The sequence below is a fragment of the Nocardia shimofusensis NBRC 100134 genome (assembly GCF_001613125.1).
Classification (GTDB): domain Bacteria; phylum Actinomycetota; class Actinomycetes; order Mycobacteriales; family Mycobacteriaceae; genus Nocardia; species Nocardia shimofusensis.
The window spans coordinates 1-17,329 of the sequence record NZ_BDBT01000052.1; the positions used below are offsets into that span (position 1 = coordinate 1).

Here is a 17,329-nt window from a genome sequence, read left to right on the forward strand (position 1 = left end):
GGCGGACATCAGCCCACCCACACTCACTATTGAAACACTGCCTAGGATGGCTTGCGCAGGGAAGAGTCTGCATGCGTCGGGCCTATTCAACGGCCGTCTTCGTCCCGCCACCGTGCTGGGTTACGCGCGGGCGGAGACGGACTTTCACCGCTTTCCTGGTGAATTCCTGGTCGGTGGCCTTGCCTGCCCACACCCACGCCTCGCCTTGCGTGAGGTTCGCCATCTTCGACGGCGAAAGGTCGGCAAGAGCGGCGTTGGCTTTCTGGATGTGCTTCAGCCAAGCTGGTGACGTGAACTTGTGCAGGAAGATGTGGTCGGACAGCTCAATCAGTGAGATCGGCACCGACGGCGGATCCTGACTCGCGACCAGCACACTCATGCCTTTGTGTCGCATCTCACGCACACTTTCCACCAGGCCGGCGACAAGGTCGGGGCTCTCGATGTACTTGTGTGCTTCGTCGAAGACTACGAGCTTGTTGAACCGCTCTCCCTCCTCGCAGGCTTCGGCGAAAAGATGCATGAGCACCACGAACAAGCCGAGCGCTTCGTCCTTCTCGATGAACTCGTCGCGCAGATCGACGATGATCATCCGACCTGGTCTCACAAGGGATTTCACGCGGACGTGGTCGTCGATGTATTCGGCCGCGAGGTCGAGCCGTTGGTGAGCCAGTTGTTTCAGATTATCGGTCAGCGGCGAGCTGTCGATTCCCGTCTGGATGGTGTCCAACCGGAGGTCGTTTCGGTTGGCCTTCATTATCCGTTGGAGCTGACGAATGTAGGTAGACTGATTGCCGATCGCGCCCATCAAGAACCGCCAGTGCTCGGCACGCAGTTCGCTGGAGCCGAATTTCAGCGGAAGGACCTGGATTCCGGGGTACTCGGCACGGCGTTCGGCGAGTTGGTCCTGGGGGACCAACATGATCACGTCGTCGAGGCCGGTCGGTTCCACGCCGTATCGTTCCCGCAGCTTCGTGGTCTGATCAGCATCGCTGTTGGGGTGGACCATACTGGTGAACTCGGGGGCGTAGTCCAGTGTCGGGCTGTAGTGGAAGACGATGGTCGCGAGCGGATGCGGCAACTGGTTCACCGGGGGGTGCGCGAGCGACGCGGCCTCGATGATAGTGCCAAGGGTGTAGCTCTTACCTCCGCCTTGGACGCCGAAGAGGCTGATGGTGTGCGTTTCGTTCAGGTCGAGTGCAACCGTCTTCTCGGTTCCGGCGGTTTCGCCGATGACGGCGTATTGGGGCGATGGCTTTACCGATCCCAGGAAAATGTCTGGGCCGTCTATGCGAGGTGGCGCCGCGGCCTCCGCATCAGGTATTGGCAATCTCGGTTGTGACTCCGCAGCCTGTGTCGTCCTGTCCGCGACCTCTGCTTCCGACTCGTTGGCGCTGTCATCGGTGGGCTTGACGTCGTCCTGCGGCGCGGTTCGCAGGTCGTCTTCGACCTGTTCGTCTTCGTCCACCCTCTCCTCAATAACGTCGTCGGCGGGCACGTCATGTCGGCGAGCCGGTGCCCGGAATTCGGCGGTGACAAGACGCGGCACGGTCAGCTCCAGCGCTCGCAGCGACAACAGCGATGGCGTGGTTTCACCATGCGCGGACTTCGCTGGGCCGGTGGGAATCGCGTCGATGAGCTGCTGTGCCATGTCGCGGCCGATGCGGTGGTACTCGATGCCGTCGTCGACCTCGCTCGATATTCCTGTGCTGGACAGATCGAAGATCAGGCCGGTTCGAGTGAGCTCCAGGCGACATGGCGGTTCGCGGTCGAGCCGGTCGAGCAGCCAGCCTGCTTCGGCTGCCGACTTGGCGCCCATGACGTCGTAGCGAACAGCTCGGTCCAGATAGGACCGCAGCAGCGCGGCGAACTCTGCGTTGCGTACCACACGGTCGGGGCGATCCGGTTGAGTCAGATACGGATCGAAGTGCTCGGCGAGAACGCTCGTGCTCCGCTCGAGTTGATCGGCAATCGTGCTCTTCAGCTCTTCGTACAACGAGTGCGACACGCTGCTGTAGCACTTCACTTCGACCAGGCGGCAGGTGATCTTCCGCTCCCGCGCGTCGAGGCTGAACAGCGCCAGGTCGGTGCGCTGCAAACTGACGGATTCCCCGACCTGATCGCTGCGGCGAGCGTCGCGGTAGAGCTCGAGGTGGGAATCGAGCGGAACAAGGATCTGGTTGGCGAGCACGTCCTGGTAATCGAGAAACAACCGTGCCAGTGCGAGCCCCAGCACTTCGGTTCGCTGGGTGGCGGCGGCCGACGCGATCTTGAAAGCCAACCGACCCGAAAGCAAACGGAGTTGATCGAAGAACGTCCGTGCGTGCCGTGGGTCGACCTGAAGGTGGTGCTGTTCGATCACCGGTGCCAGCAGTGAGCAGAGTTCATCGACGGATCTCGAGGTGGTCACCACGTGGTGCCCGAGTCCTTCCCGGCCACTCTCCTCGACGTCGATGACGTAGTCGGATCGGCGACTGCTGTGCGGGCTGTCGAAGTATTCGACCCCGAGGGTGCGGTCGATCGTGATGACCCAGTCGCTGGACTGATGGGCCTCATGTAGCAGCGTGTTGTCGGCTGCGTCCAAGGTGAGGCCGATGTTCGGCACCATTCGAGTGCCCACCTGCCGGGTGGCGACGGCGCAGGCCGCATTGGAGATCACCTCCGGCAGCGATGCCAACAGGTCGGTGAGTTCGTCCGACCGGGCCAGCGAGTGGGCCGCGCCATGGCGTGGCTGCTTCTGCCAGAGCACGGTGTCGCCGTCGTCGGTGTAGGTGACCGTGACATCCTGCACCAGACCGTGCATCGGGACGGTGCCGCGGCGGCTGGCGGGTACCGCTCCGAAGTCCTCGTTGCTGAACGCATCGAACAGGAAAGTTATGTGCGCGTTGTTCTCGCTCGTCGCCGACCGGAACTCGCCGAGAGGGCGGATCGCGACGGTCAGCTTCGACCCGGTGCCGACGGCACGCGGGGCGTGGAAGGTCTCGGCATCGAGAGTGTCCCGCCATTCACCGCGCAGCAACTGCGCCAGGGCCGATCCTTCAGTGGGGGACTCCGGATCGGAGCTGAAGAGTCTCAGCTCGTAGTCGATGTCCTTGAGCCCCTTGCGGGACTCGAGGACGAGCAGCATATCCGCGAGCGCATCCGCGCCCCCGGGATTCACCGCGTTGATGACGAGCGTGCTGACATACGGATGCAGCCGCAGATACCGTTCGATCCGGTCGGCGAGGCGTCGACCGTTGACGGTGTCACCGTCGCCGCCGCGGAGAGTGACCGTGAGTGCCGCCGACGTTGTGCTGAGGATTCCTTGGGGATCGGCGGCATCGGTCGGAAGGCAAACTCCCCAGTAGGGAGTGAGGTTGCTTGCCGCGACTGCCATGCGGCCGTCTGTTCGGGGGACCGCGAGCGGAAATCCGAGTGGGCTCAGCAGCCGGTGGGAGGCAGCCGTCGCCGCTCGCACCGTGGCATCGACGTCGGCGGCGGCCTCCATCCACTCATGTCCGAGTGCTGCCCATGTTGCCAACCAGAGCAGCCGCAACGGATGGGTGGGCGAGTTCAGGACGATTTCTGTCCGGAGCCCGTGCGCATCGATATGGTCGACGGTCACGGTGTCGATCTGCAACAGACCGGCCAACTCGTGCAGCCGATCCCGGAGTTGACCGTCGTCTGCCCGTTCCGCCTGATAGAGCTGCCGGGTCAGCAGCTCGCCGTACGATTCGGCGTACTCGATCACCAACTCGTGAAGCTGCCGGAGATCCCGCCCCTCTACGACGAGATCATCATCGCCGCGGATGGCGTGGAACAGCTGGGCGCGAGTGCGGAGGAAGTTCGCCAAGGCCTCGCCACCCGTCTCCGGCCAACCCTGTTCGACTGCGGTCGAAGTAGCGGGCACCCCGTTCCGGATGGCAAGCCTCCACCGCCCGGGACTGCCCGGCGCGGCGAGAGTGCTGCGCTCGAGCTCGACCAACGTGGGCGACAGCGGGATCTCCACCTGGGCGGCGCTGCCGAAGGAGGCGTGCAGCGTGGTTTTCCCCTCCCGCCACCCGACCTCCCGCAGCGCCACGACCGACGGCGACATGCCGGCGGTCACCGCCTGGAACGCCAGATTCGCGATGGCCTGAGAAACCCCGGCCTCCTTGCTGATCCGCGTCGAAGGGGTGGGATCCTCGAGCGTGTCGTCGGTGACGACGTAGAACCGCTCGCTCTCATTGCGGGCGCGGTAGCCGTTGCGTTCCCGCACCACCGGCAACGGGACACCGTCCTCATCCAGAGGGAGCACACGCAGGAAATACCATCCGTCATCGAGTTCCGCTGCCCTCAGCTTCTTCAAGGTGGCCTTGTAGCTGCGTTTGGCCGTCTTGGCGGCCTTATTCACCTTTGTCGAGACCGACAGGCCGGTGAATCCGCCTTGTTCGGCAATCAGTTGGACGGTGAACTTCTCCAGCGCGACGATGCCGCGCGGATCCGGGTCGACCTCGAACTCGGCGGTGAGCTGGTTGACTCCTTTCGATCCGCCCAGCAGGTACGGTTGTCCGGTGATCGCCGACAGCGTCGGATGCTGCGCGTGCTCCGGGTCGCTGCCGGCGACAGGGAGGCCGAGTTCCTTCACCTGGATCGTCACCCGGTCGTCGGTAGGGCTGTCCTCGCGGAGGGGCCACCGTGGGAAGGCGAGTGGCCAGTTGGCGCGGTCGACCACGATCCGGCGAGTCCAGGCTCGCGGATCGTCCGCGCCGTGACGTACCAGAAAGTCGGCCAGGCGCGCCCGGAAGGACGGCTCGGTCAAGCCGAGCTCGATGACTCGCTGGCGGGCGGGTCGGTCCGCGGTGGTGAGCGTGCTCATCTGCTGGACGTTCCGGGTCAGGCGGGTCCGTATCTCGGCGGCATCGTCGAACAGATCGAAGTCTGGAATCAGCCCCAGTTCGAATAGGGCCGCGCCGGCCGCCGACGGATCGTATTCGTGCAGCTTCACCGTCAGCAGATAGCGCGCGCGAGCGTACGAATCCACGTAGTGCCACGCGTTTTCGTCCAGCACCGAGAAGAGTTCCTTCACGCCGGTGTGCAGCTCCGCGGGAAGCTCGCCGCACAGGTGACCGGCGAGGTCGTCGTACACGTCGCCGAGTTCGATTTCCTCGAAGGTCGCGATGTCGAAGGAGTCCTCGGCGCTGGCACGAGTGCCGGGCGGGATGAGGACGAGCAGCGGCGGGCGCTGACCATCCTTGTCAGGGTTGCGCAGCTCGATCAGCTTGGTGCTGGTGACGGCGACGGGTTCGGGTACGGCCGGCGGGCGGCCGAGGACATACACCTGCGCACGGGCGCCAGCAGCGGCCCGCAGCTGCGCGCACACACCGGTCGCGAGGGCGGCGGACAGTTCGGTCACCCGGGCGCAGTGCCCCTTCTCCCGGGACAGAAGGACAGAGGTCAGTTTCGGGACCAGCAGCTGCTCGAGGGCCTCATCGAGGTCCCGGTCGGTCAGTTCGCGCAGTCCTTCGCTCATTGCTGTCCTGGTTCGGATGTGGCTCCGACGACATAGCGTGGAGTGATGGTTTGGGTCACGTAGGCGTCAGACAAGTCGGAGTAGAACCCGATTTCCCGCAGCCGGTCGATAAAGGCACGGGTGTTCGATCGCAGCGCCGTCTGGTCGGCGATGGTGGCTTCGCCGAAGCCGTCGCCGTCCGGGAGTCGGTCGATGTACAGGCCGTAGCGCTCGCGCAGGACGTCGAGGAATTCGTCCACGCGCAGCGAAACAGTACTGAAGCCACCGTGGCCGTCCGATCCGAGCAACGCAATCTGTAACAGCACCTCGAGCAGTCGGCTGTCGAGGATGAAGCGCCGCTGCCCCTGTTTGGGTTGGGTAATCATCGCGCCCGGCCGATTCTTCAGCAACAGCGAATCCACGCACTCCCGCAGATAGCCGAGATGAAACCGCACCCGGTAGGTGGTGATCATCTCGACGTAGGTGGTGAAGTCGTCGAGCCCGAACTCCCGGATCTGCTCGGTGGGATCATCCTCGCCGGGGGGAATGCTGTCCAGGATACGGCTGATCCGGGCGCCGGCGAACTGCTCCCGCTCGTGGGCGAAGTGCTTGCCGAGGAACGCGAGCAGCTCGGGAACACGGAAGACCCCATCAGTGGGCCGGCTGATCTTCTTGCGCTTGACCAGTGAGTGCGCGAAGTCGTCGAGCTTGCGGACGACGAAGGTAGCGCGGATGAAATCCGGGAATCGACCGTACCAACCTGCGGCGCTGCGCTCGGCCAACGCCGCCGCCGGTGTGCCGGACGCTGCGGCGACGTCGAGGAAGAAGCCTGCCGTCCGGGGCGCCGGCTCGCCCGCGACAAGTGCGGGAAGAACCTTGGCACACCGCAGGTGATACATCGCGAGATGGAAGGCGAACAGGATCTTCAAGTATTCGACCAGGACCGACCGCGGGATCAACTCCTTGTGATATAGCAGCCGAAGCGTGTCCTCGGCCAGCAAGGTCGACGCCTCGGCGTAGAGGGGTGGATGAAACACCGGCATGTCCGATGACGCCCTATCGGTGATGCTGTCCTTCACGGCCGTCGTAAGGTTGATCAGGGCCTGGGTGTCGACATCGACCTGGCCGTCTGACTTGGCTTTGCCGGTCACCGCATCCAGTCCGGTGAAGAAGAACTCCCGCAGGTACTGCAGCACACCGGTACCGGGTCCCTGGTCGGCTCGCAGCATGGCATACAACTGCTCATCTGCGCCGTATGACCGGGAACGGCGGGCGTTGCGGAGCCGATACGTGAACCCGTGCAACGGCCGCAGCCCGGCGACCGCCTGGGCGACCTTACCGCGGTTGACCAGGTCCAGCAGATGCGTTTCGAGCCACCGCCGCGACGCGCCGGGATCGAACTCGGAAAACAGTTCCGGGTGCTCGGTGATCGTGTCGGCGTAGGCGTCGATGGACAGGTCGCTGGTCCTGAGGATGACGCTGGACTTGCCGTAGTGCCACAGCCGCGCCAGGAACGCGGTGAGCACCCGGTCCATGTCGAGGGTCTTGTAGTCGATCGTCGTCACGCCAGGGTGTCGGAATTCCCGGTCGGACTTGGCCAGCACCATCAGTTCACTCCCATGACTATGTTCCGCATCACCAGCCGCCCGTCCGGGTGTCGCTGGACGTGGTGTAGATCGTCGCCGCCGGAGGTGAGGAGAATCTCCTGGTACGGGGCGGCCGCGAGTTGATTTTTGAAGATTGTGAGTCCGAGCAGCAGCCCCTGCTCGTCGGCGATACCGGGTAGATGGCCGTGGCGAAGCCGGTGCAGGAACTCGAACAGGTCCAGTCCGATGCGCAACCGTGCTTCGTGTCCGCTGTCGGCGCGATGCCGGAGCAGCAGGCCGTCGCGTTGGGTCTCGAGGTATGGCGCGGAGTCAGAACCGGTCGCCGACAGTGAGAGGTTATCCTTGGGGAACAGCCGGTAGGACCGGATCGTTCCGCCGACCACTTCGCGGATTTGCAGCGCGAGATTGCCACCGAACCGGCCCGGTTCGGGCAAGCCCTCACCACGGTTGATGGCCCCGATGATCTCCGCCACGTAGGCCCCCGCCTTCTCGGGTGATTCCAGCAGCTCCAGGAAAGTTGTCGCGGACCGGTACGGCAGCAGCCGTCGGGCACGCTGATCGTCGACGCATTCGAAGAAGAACCGTCTGCGCGCGGCCGCCAAGTAACGCGAATGCAGCTCGGTTTGCGCGGTTGTGGGTTTCGGGGTCCGGGGAAGCTGGGAGAAAAGAGCTTCGAGCAGATCCAGGTCGTAGTTGTCGCGGCCGTCGACGCGCATGAGCGCCTGCCCTGCATCCGGGCCGACGTAGTCGAGCTTGCGGTCGAGTGCGGGTTCCGGGACCTTGGCCACGTCAATCTCCCGCAGCAGGGTCAGCAACCGGTCCGGAGCGTCGGGTAGGCCCGCCCAACTGTTGAAGTAGAAGCCGTCCAGGATGGCGCGCGTGTCGCCGTCTCGGTAGAGGTCGTGGATCTGCTCGCATCCTCGACCGGAGGTGAGGGTGTAGGCCAGGGCGGACCGCAGGTCCCGCACCGTCATGTGCAGCTTTCCCCGCAGGTGTGTCAGGGTGTACAGCTCTCTGAGCCGCGCCACCACCTTCGGACCCGCATTGGGATGGCCCAACGTGACCGCGTTGTGCCGCGCGAAGCAGCGTCGGGCCAGCTCACAGGAACCGCATGCCTCCCAGTTCTTCTCTGCGGTCATCTGATCGAGAATCCGCTCGAAGATCGACCCGTCGAGCTCCCGGTGCGCGACCAGGCTGCGGCGGTTCAGGTTCACCACCGCGATGCCCTCCGACGGCGATCCGCCGTCGAGGCCCGCCCGCACGGCCTGCGTGAGTAAGCCGAACGAGTCGGCCTGCGTCGCGCAGAAGTCGACGAGGCGGCCCTCGTTGATGGCGATCAGCCGGACGTCGCCGTCGAGCGCTGCTCCGTCGCGGAACGGTGTGAAGAAGTCAAGCAGCACCTCGTCGTTGTCACGTTCGCCCTCGTCCTGACTGCCGTCGTAGTTTGTTCGCAGCCACGTCCCGTTGACCAGACGGATATCCGCTCCGTTGACGCGCGGCGGTCCCGCCGTCGCACCCTCGCGCAGCGCCTGCGCGACGAGCGCCTCGAGGAACGCGGTCTTGCCGTCGCCCGCATTGCCGGTGATAACAACCAGGCGGAACTTTCCGGCGAGCACGTCCTTGCGCAGCTCGTTGTCGAGCAGTGTCGCGACATACAGCTTGTACGGGTCGTGCCCGCGGGTGCCGGCGTTGCTGCTCGTGCTCTGGCTGTACAGGGTTTGCAGGTGGTCGACGAACGGATTCGTGCCGACCGGGCCGCCGCTGGGGGGCGCTGGACCCGGTTCCGGTGGCGGTGTTTCGCGTGGTTTCCTGATCGAATCGCCGATCGCCTCGAGCGCCTTGCGAAACTCCTCGGCGCTCGCGAAACGGTCACCGCGCAACGGCGCGACGGCCTTGAGAACAGTGGTGGCGAATTCGTCGGACAGGTCGCTCAGGCCGGGCACCTCGCGGGGGTCCCGGGGAAGTTCCGACAGCACGGGCCTGCCCGCGTTCTCGAACGGCCAGTTCCCGGTGAGCGCCTCGTACAGGATCAGGCCCGCACCGTAGACGTCACGATCGATGAGCCGTTCGGCGTTCATCGGGCCGCCGTCGGTGACATCGGGTGGCGCGTACCGGTGATTGCCGCCTGCCCTGGTCAGGCTGGACTCGGCGGTCACCGCCACGTTGAAGTCTAGGATCTTGCAGCCCTGGTCGGTGCGGAACACGTTGTTGGGTTTCACATCGCAGTGGTAGACGCCGCGTCCGTGCAAGAATGTCAAGCCTGCCGCGAGGTCGAGGCCCACTGCGAGGGCATCGGCGGGGTTGAGCGCGTCATCCTTCAGCAGATCCTTCAGGTCGCGCCCATCGAGATACTCGAAAACCAGATAGGGCACGGTGCCGCCCTCGAGGTATCCGGCGCTTTCCACCTTCACCACGTTCGAGTGCGGCGGCAACCCGAGCAGGATCTTGTACTCCTGCCGCAGCCGCTCGACCTGCGAGTCCCGGTCATGGTCGACGATCTTGACGACCCGATCCGCACCGGCGAGATTGTCGTACACCTGGTACACGACGCCGAACGTGCCCGCTCCGAGCTTGCGGCGGATCGTGTACTGCGGTGTGAGCTGATGACCCTCGGGCAAATTGCGCAGGTTGGTCTTCTCGGGTGCCGTCTTCTCTTTCGCGCCCTGCTCCTTGCCGGACCGCCGTCCCCCGACGATCCGACCGAACTGCTGCAACGCCTCCGCCGCCGACGGGCGGGCCGACGGTGCTAGCGCGCACAGCCGTTGCAGCAGTGCCGCCAACTCCTCGGGCACCCCGGCCCGCGCGAGCACGCTCGTCGGCAACACACTGCCCTTTTCGAACTGCGCGACCGTCGTGGTGAACGGAAGCTCACCGGTGAGCAGATGAAAGGCGATCACCCCGGCCGCGTACACGTCGGAGGCACGACTCAGCTGCTGAACCCTGCCCTGGCACTCCGGAGCCACATAGGCCGGGTCGAGAACGTCACCGAGCTTGCCCTGCACCGTCATCGCCCGCGGCCCCTCAGGGCGCGCGTAGTCGAACCCGGTGAGCATCGCCCGACCATTGGGCTTCACCAGCACACTGGTCGGCGACAGCGCGCGGTGAATCACCTTGTGCCCGTGCGCCCACGCCAGCCCGCGCAGAACATCGGCGATGACACGGATCTTAACGTCCGCCGACATCGGGCTGCGTGCATCGGTCAGGCACGCGTGCAACGCCCGCCCGTGCGGGTCGTCGAGGACCTGAACGAACTGATCCTCGTCCTCGGTCGGGAAGAAGTCGCGACTCCCGACGATGCACTCGTTGGACGGCATCCGCGCCAACACCCGGTAGGCATTCGCAAGCGCATTCCGCTCGGCGCTCCGCTGCTCCTCCGGCTGGAACGGATCCACCCGATACACCCTCAGCAGCACCGTTTCCGAACCACCGAGCTCCGCGTTCACCGCGCGGTACTCGGTCACGTCATCGCTGCCGCCCAGCCGCTCGACCACCATCCAGTGCCCGAACCGGCGCGGACCGGTCGGCCGCTGCACCGACCCCGTCAAGGCGTCGAGCAGGTCCGACCGGTACTTCGCGAGGTCCCGCGCCATGCCGGCACGAACACGCGACACGTCCGCGAGCATCGGAATCAATCCGTCCAGCGACGTCACGCTGTTCGCGTCCGCGCCGGGCGCGCTGTTCGGGTCGACAAGGATGGCACTCGGAGCGGTCAGCACCACCAGTGCATCGACGTACACCCGGTTCAGGACCGGCCGCTGCTTCTCGAGGTAACCCTTGTAGGCCCGAGCGTGCCCGATCAGCTTCGCCACCGGAGAACCGAAAGGTTGACGCCCGTCCGGGAACCACCGATGCCCACTGACCTCGATGCGCCCGCGTGTGCCCTTCACATCGATCAGGCACACCGAATGCCCCGTCACCACGATCAGGTCGACCTCGTACCGGCCACCGTGCACGGGAATCTCGACGTTGTGCAGAACCCACCACTCAGCAGGCCCGTGGTCACGCAGATTCGCGATGACCGCACGCTCGGCGTCGTTGACCGGCGGCCCCCCGCCGACGATCTCCGCCATTCCTACCCGGCCGCCTCTCGAATCGCCTTCTCCAGCCCCACCATCGCCTCGTCCTCCAGCGCATCGGCCTCGTCCCGGCACCGGTACGCCTGCCGCACGGTCTCGGTGATCCTAGCCCGGGATTCGTTGTCACACAGGGGGATCGGAAGATCGGAAAGGAACGCGTCATGAAGACGTTGCTGCTTTCCGCCGGTGCTAGTTGACCTCAATAAGCGAAACGCAACCTCGGACCTCAAGAAGGCAAAGAGAAACGCGTTCGATATGGCAGGCTCGCCTGAACGAATTCTTAGAAAGTCTCCGGTATAGGCATTCGACAGTGCAGACCCTGTGGCGAAGATAGATCGGCAATAGACCTCGTTCTCTCCAAGTGTTCCGACTGAGGCCACCAATACAGTCTCATCATCTTCATGCTGCTCACTATTAGAAAAGGCGATCCAGCGCCCTTCGGGGCGCATCCAGAATCCCTGTCGTTGACCAACCAGTCGAACCCCGCTATCTGGCGAGGCGTCGATTCTCTTGAACTGCGGACCACGGGAGAGCAAACCATTCTCACAGATGCTGCCGAGCGGACGGTGTGGCACGTCGCGAATCCGTGCCATCAGACGCCGCGCTCTCGGGGAAAAATTAAGGGCCCGCAGTGATTCGCTGCGAATACCACTGACATGGAACCCCACTTCACGGTCTTCATGCCAGTTGTATTCCAAGAGATCAGCCAGTCCCGCACTGGTGAACAGGTCATCCGTCGCCGACACCACGCCCGTCTGATACTGCGAACGCAATTTCATCGCCCCTTGGATCAGAGAGTCGATGCGGGACTCGATCTCGTTGCCGAGGCGGGGAACGGGGATGTCGACGAGATGTGGAGGCTCGATGTGCTTGATGCTGCTCCCGTAGATTCCGCCCTTGATCATGGCCGTACCGTATTGGCTGCCGAGGAACGTGTAGAGGTATCCGGCCGGAATGCACGCACCCGGAATGACGCGCAGCACGTCTTCGGTGCACGCGTGTCCCTTCATCTCCTTTCGGGCGTAGGTGACGCGGCCCGCCGTCATTCCCGAGCGCGTAATTAGCGTCCATCCCGGCTCGAGTGGGAGGCTGGGGTCCGAATCGAACAACTTCTTGGTGATCATGGGCAGCGTGGACAGGTCTGCCTCGAAGATGTCCGTGCTCGAGAGGAATGGAACGCCGTGTTCCGCGCTGAATGTCCAATGGCGCTTGAAGATCCCCGGGCGAAATATCCGCTCGGCCAGGTCCCCCAGCTGTTCAGTACGAGGAACGCGACAAAGCGTCATCCGCGCCGAATACGTCTCGGAGATGAACGGCCCGGGGTCCAGCCGGAACCCTTGATCCGCGAGCCAGCTGGCGCGGACCGGATTGTCGAGGTCGACGAGTTTCATCTACTTGACGCTCCCCGGTTCCGTGTGCTTCCGCCGGAATTCGTGATACTTCTCTGCGATCACCGGCAAATCGTTGTCCAGCACGGGACCCTTGCGGACGAGTCGGCGAGTCACATGCTTGCCGTTGATCGGGATCCGCTCGGTCTCCTCGTGAGTCGTCAGAATCAACTCCCCGTCGGGGCTGCGCTTGTACACCGGGTTGCCGCGGCGGTCGACGCCGACCTTCTCTGCGACGGCCATGAATACCGGGTAGTCGTCGACCGCGCCGCCCATCGAGGCGGCCATACGTTCCGCGTCAGTCTTCTTCTTGAGGAACAGCAGGGAGGTCAGGATGTTGACGTTGGCTTCCACGATGAACGTCTCCACCGGCAGCTCGATGCTGGCGAGAACCCAGCAGTTGTCGAGGATCCAGCGGCGGATCGCTTCGTCGGTCGGGCCGGGGTTGGACAGGATTCCGTTCGGCAGGACGATGCCGATACGGCCGCCGGGGCGGACCCAGTCCACCGCGCGCTGAATGAACAACTGCTCCGGAGACATGGCGGTGACGCCGCTTCGGCCGGGTTCGAGTTCGCCGGTTTCCCGGTTCCGTGTCCAGGGGCGGGCCACGCCTTCGCGGTATTGGTCGATGGTCTTCGGGTCCTCGACCTTAATGTCGGTGCCGAAAGGCGGATTGGTCATCAGTACGTCGATGCTGCCCAGTGGGATTCGATACCGGGCGATGTCGTTGCCGGTCCGGTCGCCGAGCGGGAACTTCAGCGAGTCCATGTGGTAGACGTTGCCTGTCCCGCCGGTGAGGGTCATCAGGCTCATGAGGGTGGCGCGGACGAGGCCGGAGTCGAAGTCAGCGCCGAACAGGTTGCGGTCGGCGAACGCGGCGAGGCGTTGGATCTGGTCCTCGGTGTCCGGGAGGCCGACCGTGCCGTCTTGCTCCTTCCATTGTTCGAGCAGGTGGCGCAGCGTTTCGCGAAGGAAACTGCCGGTACCGCACGCCGGGTCGAGAACGAGGTCGTGTTCCTTCGGGTCGAGAATATCCACCATGAGCTTCACGGCGCCGCTAGGCGTGAAGTACTGCCCGCGGTCCCCGCGGGCAGTACTGGCGACCAGCTCCTGGTAGGCGACACCCTTGACGTCCATGTCGGTGCCCTGCAGATCGTAGGAGGCGAGTTCGCCCACGATGAACGCCTGCGCGGCCGGCGATAGGGCGATCTGATCACGGTCATCGAAGTGCGGATAGGTATTCTTGACCTCGGTGAACAGGTCCTGGATCCGGCCCGCGATCCGCTTCTGACCGTCGGGGTCGAAGGGTTCGCTGGGCAGCGCGTAGAACCTCAGCGACTGTCCCGTCCGCTTGACGGTGCGCTCGTCGTGGATCTTCGCGAACAGCAAGTAGAGGAACTGCCAGAAGGCGACGTCCTTCGTCATTCCCTCGTTGCCATGAATGTAGTTGTGGCACCGCCGGAAGGCCGTGCGCAGCATCGCGTGTTCACCGCGGCGAAGCTTCGCTGTCGACGCGACCGACCGGGTGCCGACCGAGTCGGGCGATACCGGCCAGTTCGCGATCGGCTCGAATCTCGCGCCGAATCGGCTGGTCTTCTTGTGCAGGAAGAAGAAGTCGACGCCGTTGGCCCACATCCCGAATTCGGCGTTCGGCGTGGCCTCGGTGCCGAGGAGGAGCTCCAACTCCTCGAGATCCTGCTGGGCCTGCTGAAAGGTGCGGATCTTGGTGACGGTGCGGCTCGGCTTAGGCTTCGGCTTGCACACCACGACCCGTTCGAGGTTCTCCGGCGTGTGCTCAGTCCCGGGCTTGAAGATGGCGATGTCAGCCTTCTTGCGGAGCTTGCGGGCACCCTGGGCTTGCACGTGGATCGTGTAATCCCGCTCCATGTCGTCGACCGAGATCCCGTACTCGTGGAATAGGGCGCGTGCGATCTCCTGACGCACCTCCTCGTTGGCGCGCATCTTCACCGGCTCGTTCTTGATGAAGTCGAAGACCTCGTCGTCGGCCAGCGACTCCGGCGCGGTGCTGCGATCCTCGACCTCGTTCGGCTCGCCGAAGTCTAAGGTGCCCTGAGCCATTCGTGTCTGCCCCGATCTGCCGTGTCAATGTGTCAAGGTCAACGTGTCCAGAACCTGGGGACACGCCGACCACCTAACATAGCGGGGGCGTCCGACAACCACCGCCGGAACCTGACGGCGCTATGTGAGTCGCCGCAATCGTGGGATGCGTCACTGTCCAGGTGCTGGCTCCGGCTCGAACAGGTCTGCGACGGTTTGCTCCGCCCGGACCGCCTCGGCGAGGTCCTTCAAGGAGCCCTGCTCGGGGACGTACCAGTTCAGCGTGCCCTGCACATTCTGGTCAACCCCGGACGCCAGGTTCCGCATCCGGCGGACCAGACCGCTCGGCGAGTACCACTGGCTGTCGGCCCGCCATTGCAGCTGATCCCTGGCGCTGTTTCGCCACACGGCGAAACTTCGGGCTGGCTCAGCGGCCAACCAGTCGGTCATGTCGCGCCGTTCCGGCCGGGTGACCGGCCGGAACTCAAGTACGGTGCCGTCCGGGATTCGTGCTGCGGCGACCAGTGTGCGCACGGCGTCGACCTGCCGCCCCGGTCGCGCTTCGCCCGACATTTGGTAGTCCGAACGCAGCTCCGGGGTAGTGTCGCCGTCGCGCATGCCCCGGATCGCGGCGCGTGCTACCCGCTCGATGCGTTCCGTGTTCCGCACGGCAGCGATGATGTGGCTCGACTTCCCGTACTCGGCGTCGATGGCGAACAGCGACCATGACAGCGCGTCCTTGACCAGCCCTGGGACCTGATCGAGCCGAGCGCCCCAGTTCGTGTCGGGGTTCTCGATGCTCTTCGTATCGAGCAACCGGAAGACTACGTGCGTGACCAGCAGGTCGCCGTATCCAGCCATCGCCGCGGCGCGCGAAACCAGCTCATCCCGCAGCTCGTCGAGGCGCGCCCTTACACGGCGGACCAGGAGAACGCAACGCCAGACGCGGTGGACATTGGGGGTGGACCCGAAGATCTCGCCGTAGACTTTGTCGTTCCACAGCACATTGGGATCACGCTTGGCCAATGCGGCGAACTCGGCATTGGGGTGGATGGCCGCGAGCGCTTCGGCGGCCTCGGCGATCGAACAACCGTGTTCGGGGCTCGGGACAGGTTCGCCCCTTTTGATCACGTAGCTGAGGCTGAGCTGCAGCGCAAAGTCGTCGCGGAGCTGCACCTGCACCGGGTCGAGCGACTTGAAGTCTCGATCTTCGATCGGGTTCTGCGTGTTCGTGTTGGTTGTCACCCGGTCGCCGAACTCCGGCGGACAGTCCTCCAGCGAGATCAGGCGCACCATCACGCGTCCCCGTTGCGCGATGTCGGGCATGGTCTTGTGCGCCTCGTATATCGCGCTGACAGTTTGCGCACCATTGACTACGCTGGCACCGTTGACGTGGAACTCTCCGACTCCGCCTGGAACTGGAGCGCGCCCGGCCGGGCGGATCGAATCGCACAGCATCGTGATCCCGTTGCTGAAGTACCAGAAGTGCTCGGGCTGCTCGAGTAGGGTGGCGCGAATCTTGGGGTTGACGTCCGACACGTCGAGGGCGTCACGGATGTTGCGGGCGAACAGCCCCCGCCGGTGTTCGTCGTACAGGTCGGCGATCTCGGGCACAGTCATCGTCCCGTACATGGCGCGATAAGGACTGGTTTCCTGACCGAAGCCCTCCAACCGCAGCGTCGCCGCGATCTTCGGCGCGGCCGCGTCGCCGAGGATCGCCCGGTGAAAGTCGCGTAGGTCGAGGACCTTGTAATCCACCATGTCCTCGACCTTGTTGTACTGCGCGATCCTCGATTCGAGGAGCTCTCGGATCTCCTCGTTGAGAGGCTCGGTCCGCAGCAGCGCGAGGGCGAGTGTAATCTTCGGCGCCCGCCCATCGAATGCCTGTTCAACTGCGCGGACATGTCGCTGGAAGCGACGGTTGAACCGATCGAACTCGAGCTCGATCAGTAGGTCCAAGCCCCGAATCATCTTGTGGACCTCGGCTTCGCCGAACCCGGCCTTGGCCTTGTCGCTCCACTTCGCCTGGATCAGAGTTATCCGGGGTTGAGCCTGCCGATTCTCGACGGCGATCGCGTCCAGACCCCGGTCGTCCTGGCCATCGAACACCGCCTGAGCTGCGACGAGGTCGCTGCAGGGGTGCTCGATCTGAACTGCAAGCGCGGCCAGGCCGCGGCTGAGTAGAGCTTGCTCATGCTCGCTGGGACGCGGGATGTCGGAAAGATCGATGAGTCTGCCGAAGCGTTCCTCGATTGCCCGGCGCACGTACCTCGCCTGAACGACGCTCATCCATCTCCCCTCCGGTCGGCGCCCGGGGGATTACTGTAGTCGAACAAGGCGGAATCTCGATGGGAAGGCGGGAAATTGGGCGCAGCGCATCGACTTCTTGATCCACTTTGAGTCAGCCACCTCATTGGATGTGGGGGGCGTTGTCGACACCCCGGTACGTCCACCGTGATCTCGAAAGGAACCACCCGTTCAGGCGATTGGTCTGAACCAGCTCCAGTAAGACGTCCTGGGCGCAGGAGCCGGGATCATTCCTCGATCGGTGCCGGCAGGCTGGCATGGCATCAGCGACATAGTGCTGGACTGCCAGGACCTGGCATAAGGACAGCAAGGAGTCCTTGCCTATCGGGCGTGGTCACTCTTGGCAAACGCTGACATTGACCGATCGACGCTACCGAGATACACCGATCAGCGAACCGGTTGTTGTTCGAGATCGCCTACGTATGG

The 17,329-nt window shown here is 64.3% G+C and carries 6 protein-coding genes; all 6 read right to left on the reverse strand.

Translation table 11 applies throughout. The features are described from left to right. Positions 1-82: 82 nt before the first annotated feature. Positions 83-5,488: a methylation-associated defense system ATP-binding protein MAD8 gene (mads8, locus tag NS3_RS27705; RefSeq protein ID WP_067865887.1), complete on the reverse strand. Its 5,406-nt coding sequence runs from the start codon at positions 5,486-5,488 to the stop codon at positions 83-85. Then, complete coding sequence (mads7, locus tag NS3_RS27710) at positions 5,485-7,074, reverse strand: methylation-associated defense system protein MAD7 (RefSeq protein ID WP_084496027.1); 1,590 nt, start codon at positions 7,072-7,074, stop codon at positions 5,485-5,487. Before mads7 ends, mads8 begins: the two co-directional genes overlap by 4 nt. Continuing rightward, the gene (gene mads6, locus NS3_RS27715) at positions 7,074-11,144 is read right to left on the reverse strand and encodes a methylation-associated defense system protein kinase MAD6 (RefSeq protein WP_067865893.1); all 4,071 of its coding nucleotides are present in this window, start codon (positions 11,142-11,144) and stop codon (positions 7,074-7,076) included. Before mads6 ends, mads7 begins: the two co-directional genes overlap by 1 nt. A gap of 2 nt (positions 11,145-11,146) precedes the next feature. After that, complete coding sequence (gene mads5 / locus NS3_RS27720) at positions 11,147-12,541, reverse strand: methylation-associated defense system restriction endonuclease subunit S MAD5 (protein WP_067865901.1); 1,395 nt, start codon at positions 12,539-12,541, stop codon at positions 11,147-11,149. Continuing rightward, positions 12,542-14,617 (reverse strand): methylation-associated defense system DNA methyltransferase MAD2, encoded by a 2,076-nt coding sequence (gene mads2 / locus NS3_RS27725; RefSeq protein WP_067865903.1) that lies wholly within the window; start codon positions 14,615-14,617, stop codon positions 12,542-12,544. A gap of 150 nt (positions 14,618-14,767) precedes the next feature. Next, positions 14,768-16,885 carry an AIPR family protein gene (locus NS3_RS27730; RefSeq protein WP_067865906.1) on the reverse strand — a complete coding sequence of 706 codons (2,118 nt, stop codon included), beginning with the start codon at positions 16,883-16,885 and terminating at the stop codon, positions 14,768-14,770. Positions 16,886-17,329 lie beyond the last annotated feature (444 nt).

What these genes read in the sequence shown, in the direction of transcription:
- mads8 (WP_067865887.1), bottom strand. Translation starts at nt 5,488, where the DNA reads ATGAGCGAAGGACTGCGCGAACTGACCGACCGGGACCTCGATGAGGCC.
- mads5 (WP_067865901.1), bottom strand. Translation starts at nt 12,541, where the DNA reads ATGAAACTCGTCGACCTCGACAATCCGGTCCGCGCCAGCTGGCTCGCG.
- mads2 (WP_067865903.1), bottom strand. Translation starts at nt 14,617, where the DNA reads ATGGCTCAGGGCACCTTAGACTTCGGCGAGCCGAACGAGGTCGAGGAT.
- mads7 (WP_084496027.1), bottom strand. Translation starts at nt 7,074, where the DNA reads ATGGTGCTGGCCAAGTCCGACCGGGAATTCCGACACCCTGGCGTGACG.
- NS3_RS27730 (WP_067865906.1), bottom strand. Translation starts at nt 16,885, where the DNA reads ATGAGCGTCGTTCAGGCGAGGTACGTGCGCCGGGCAATCGAGGAACGC.
- mads6 (WP_067865893.1), bottom strand. Translation starts at nt 11,144, where the DNA reads ATGGCGGAGATCGTCGGCGGGGGGCCGCCGGTCAACGACGCCGAGCGT.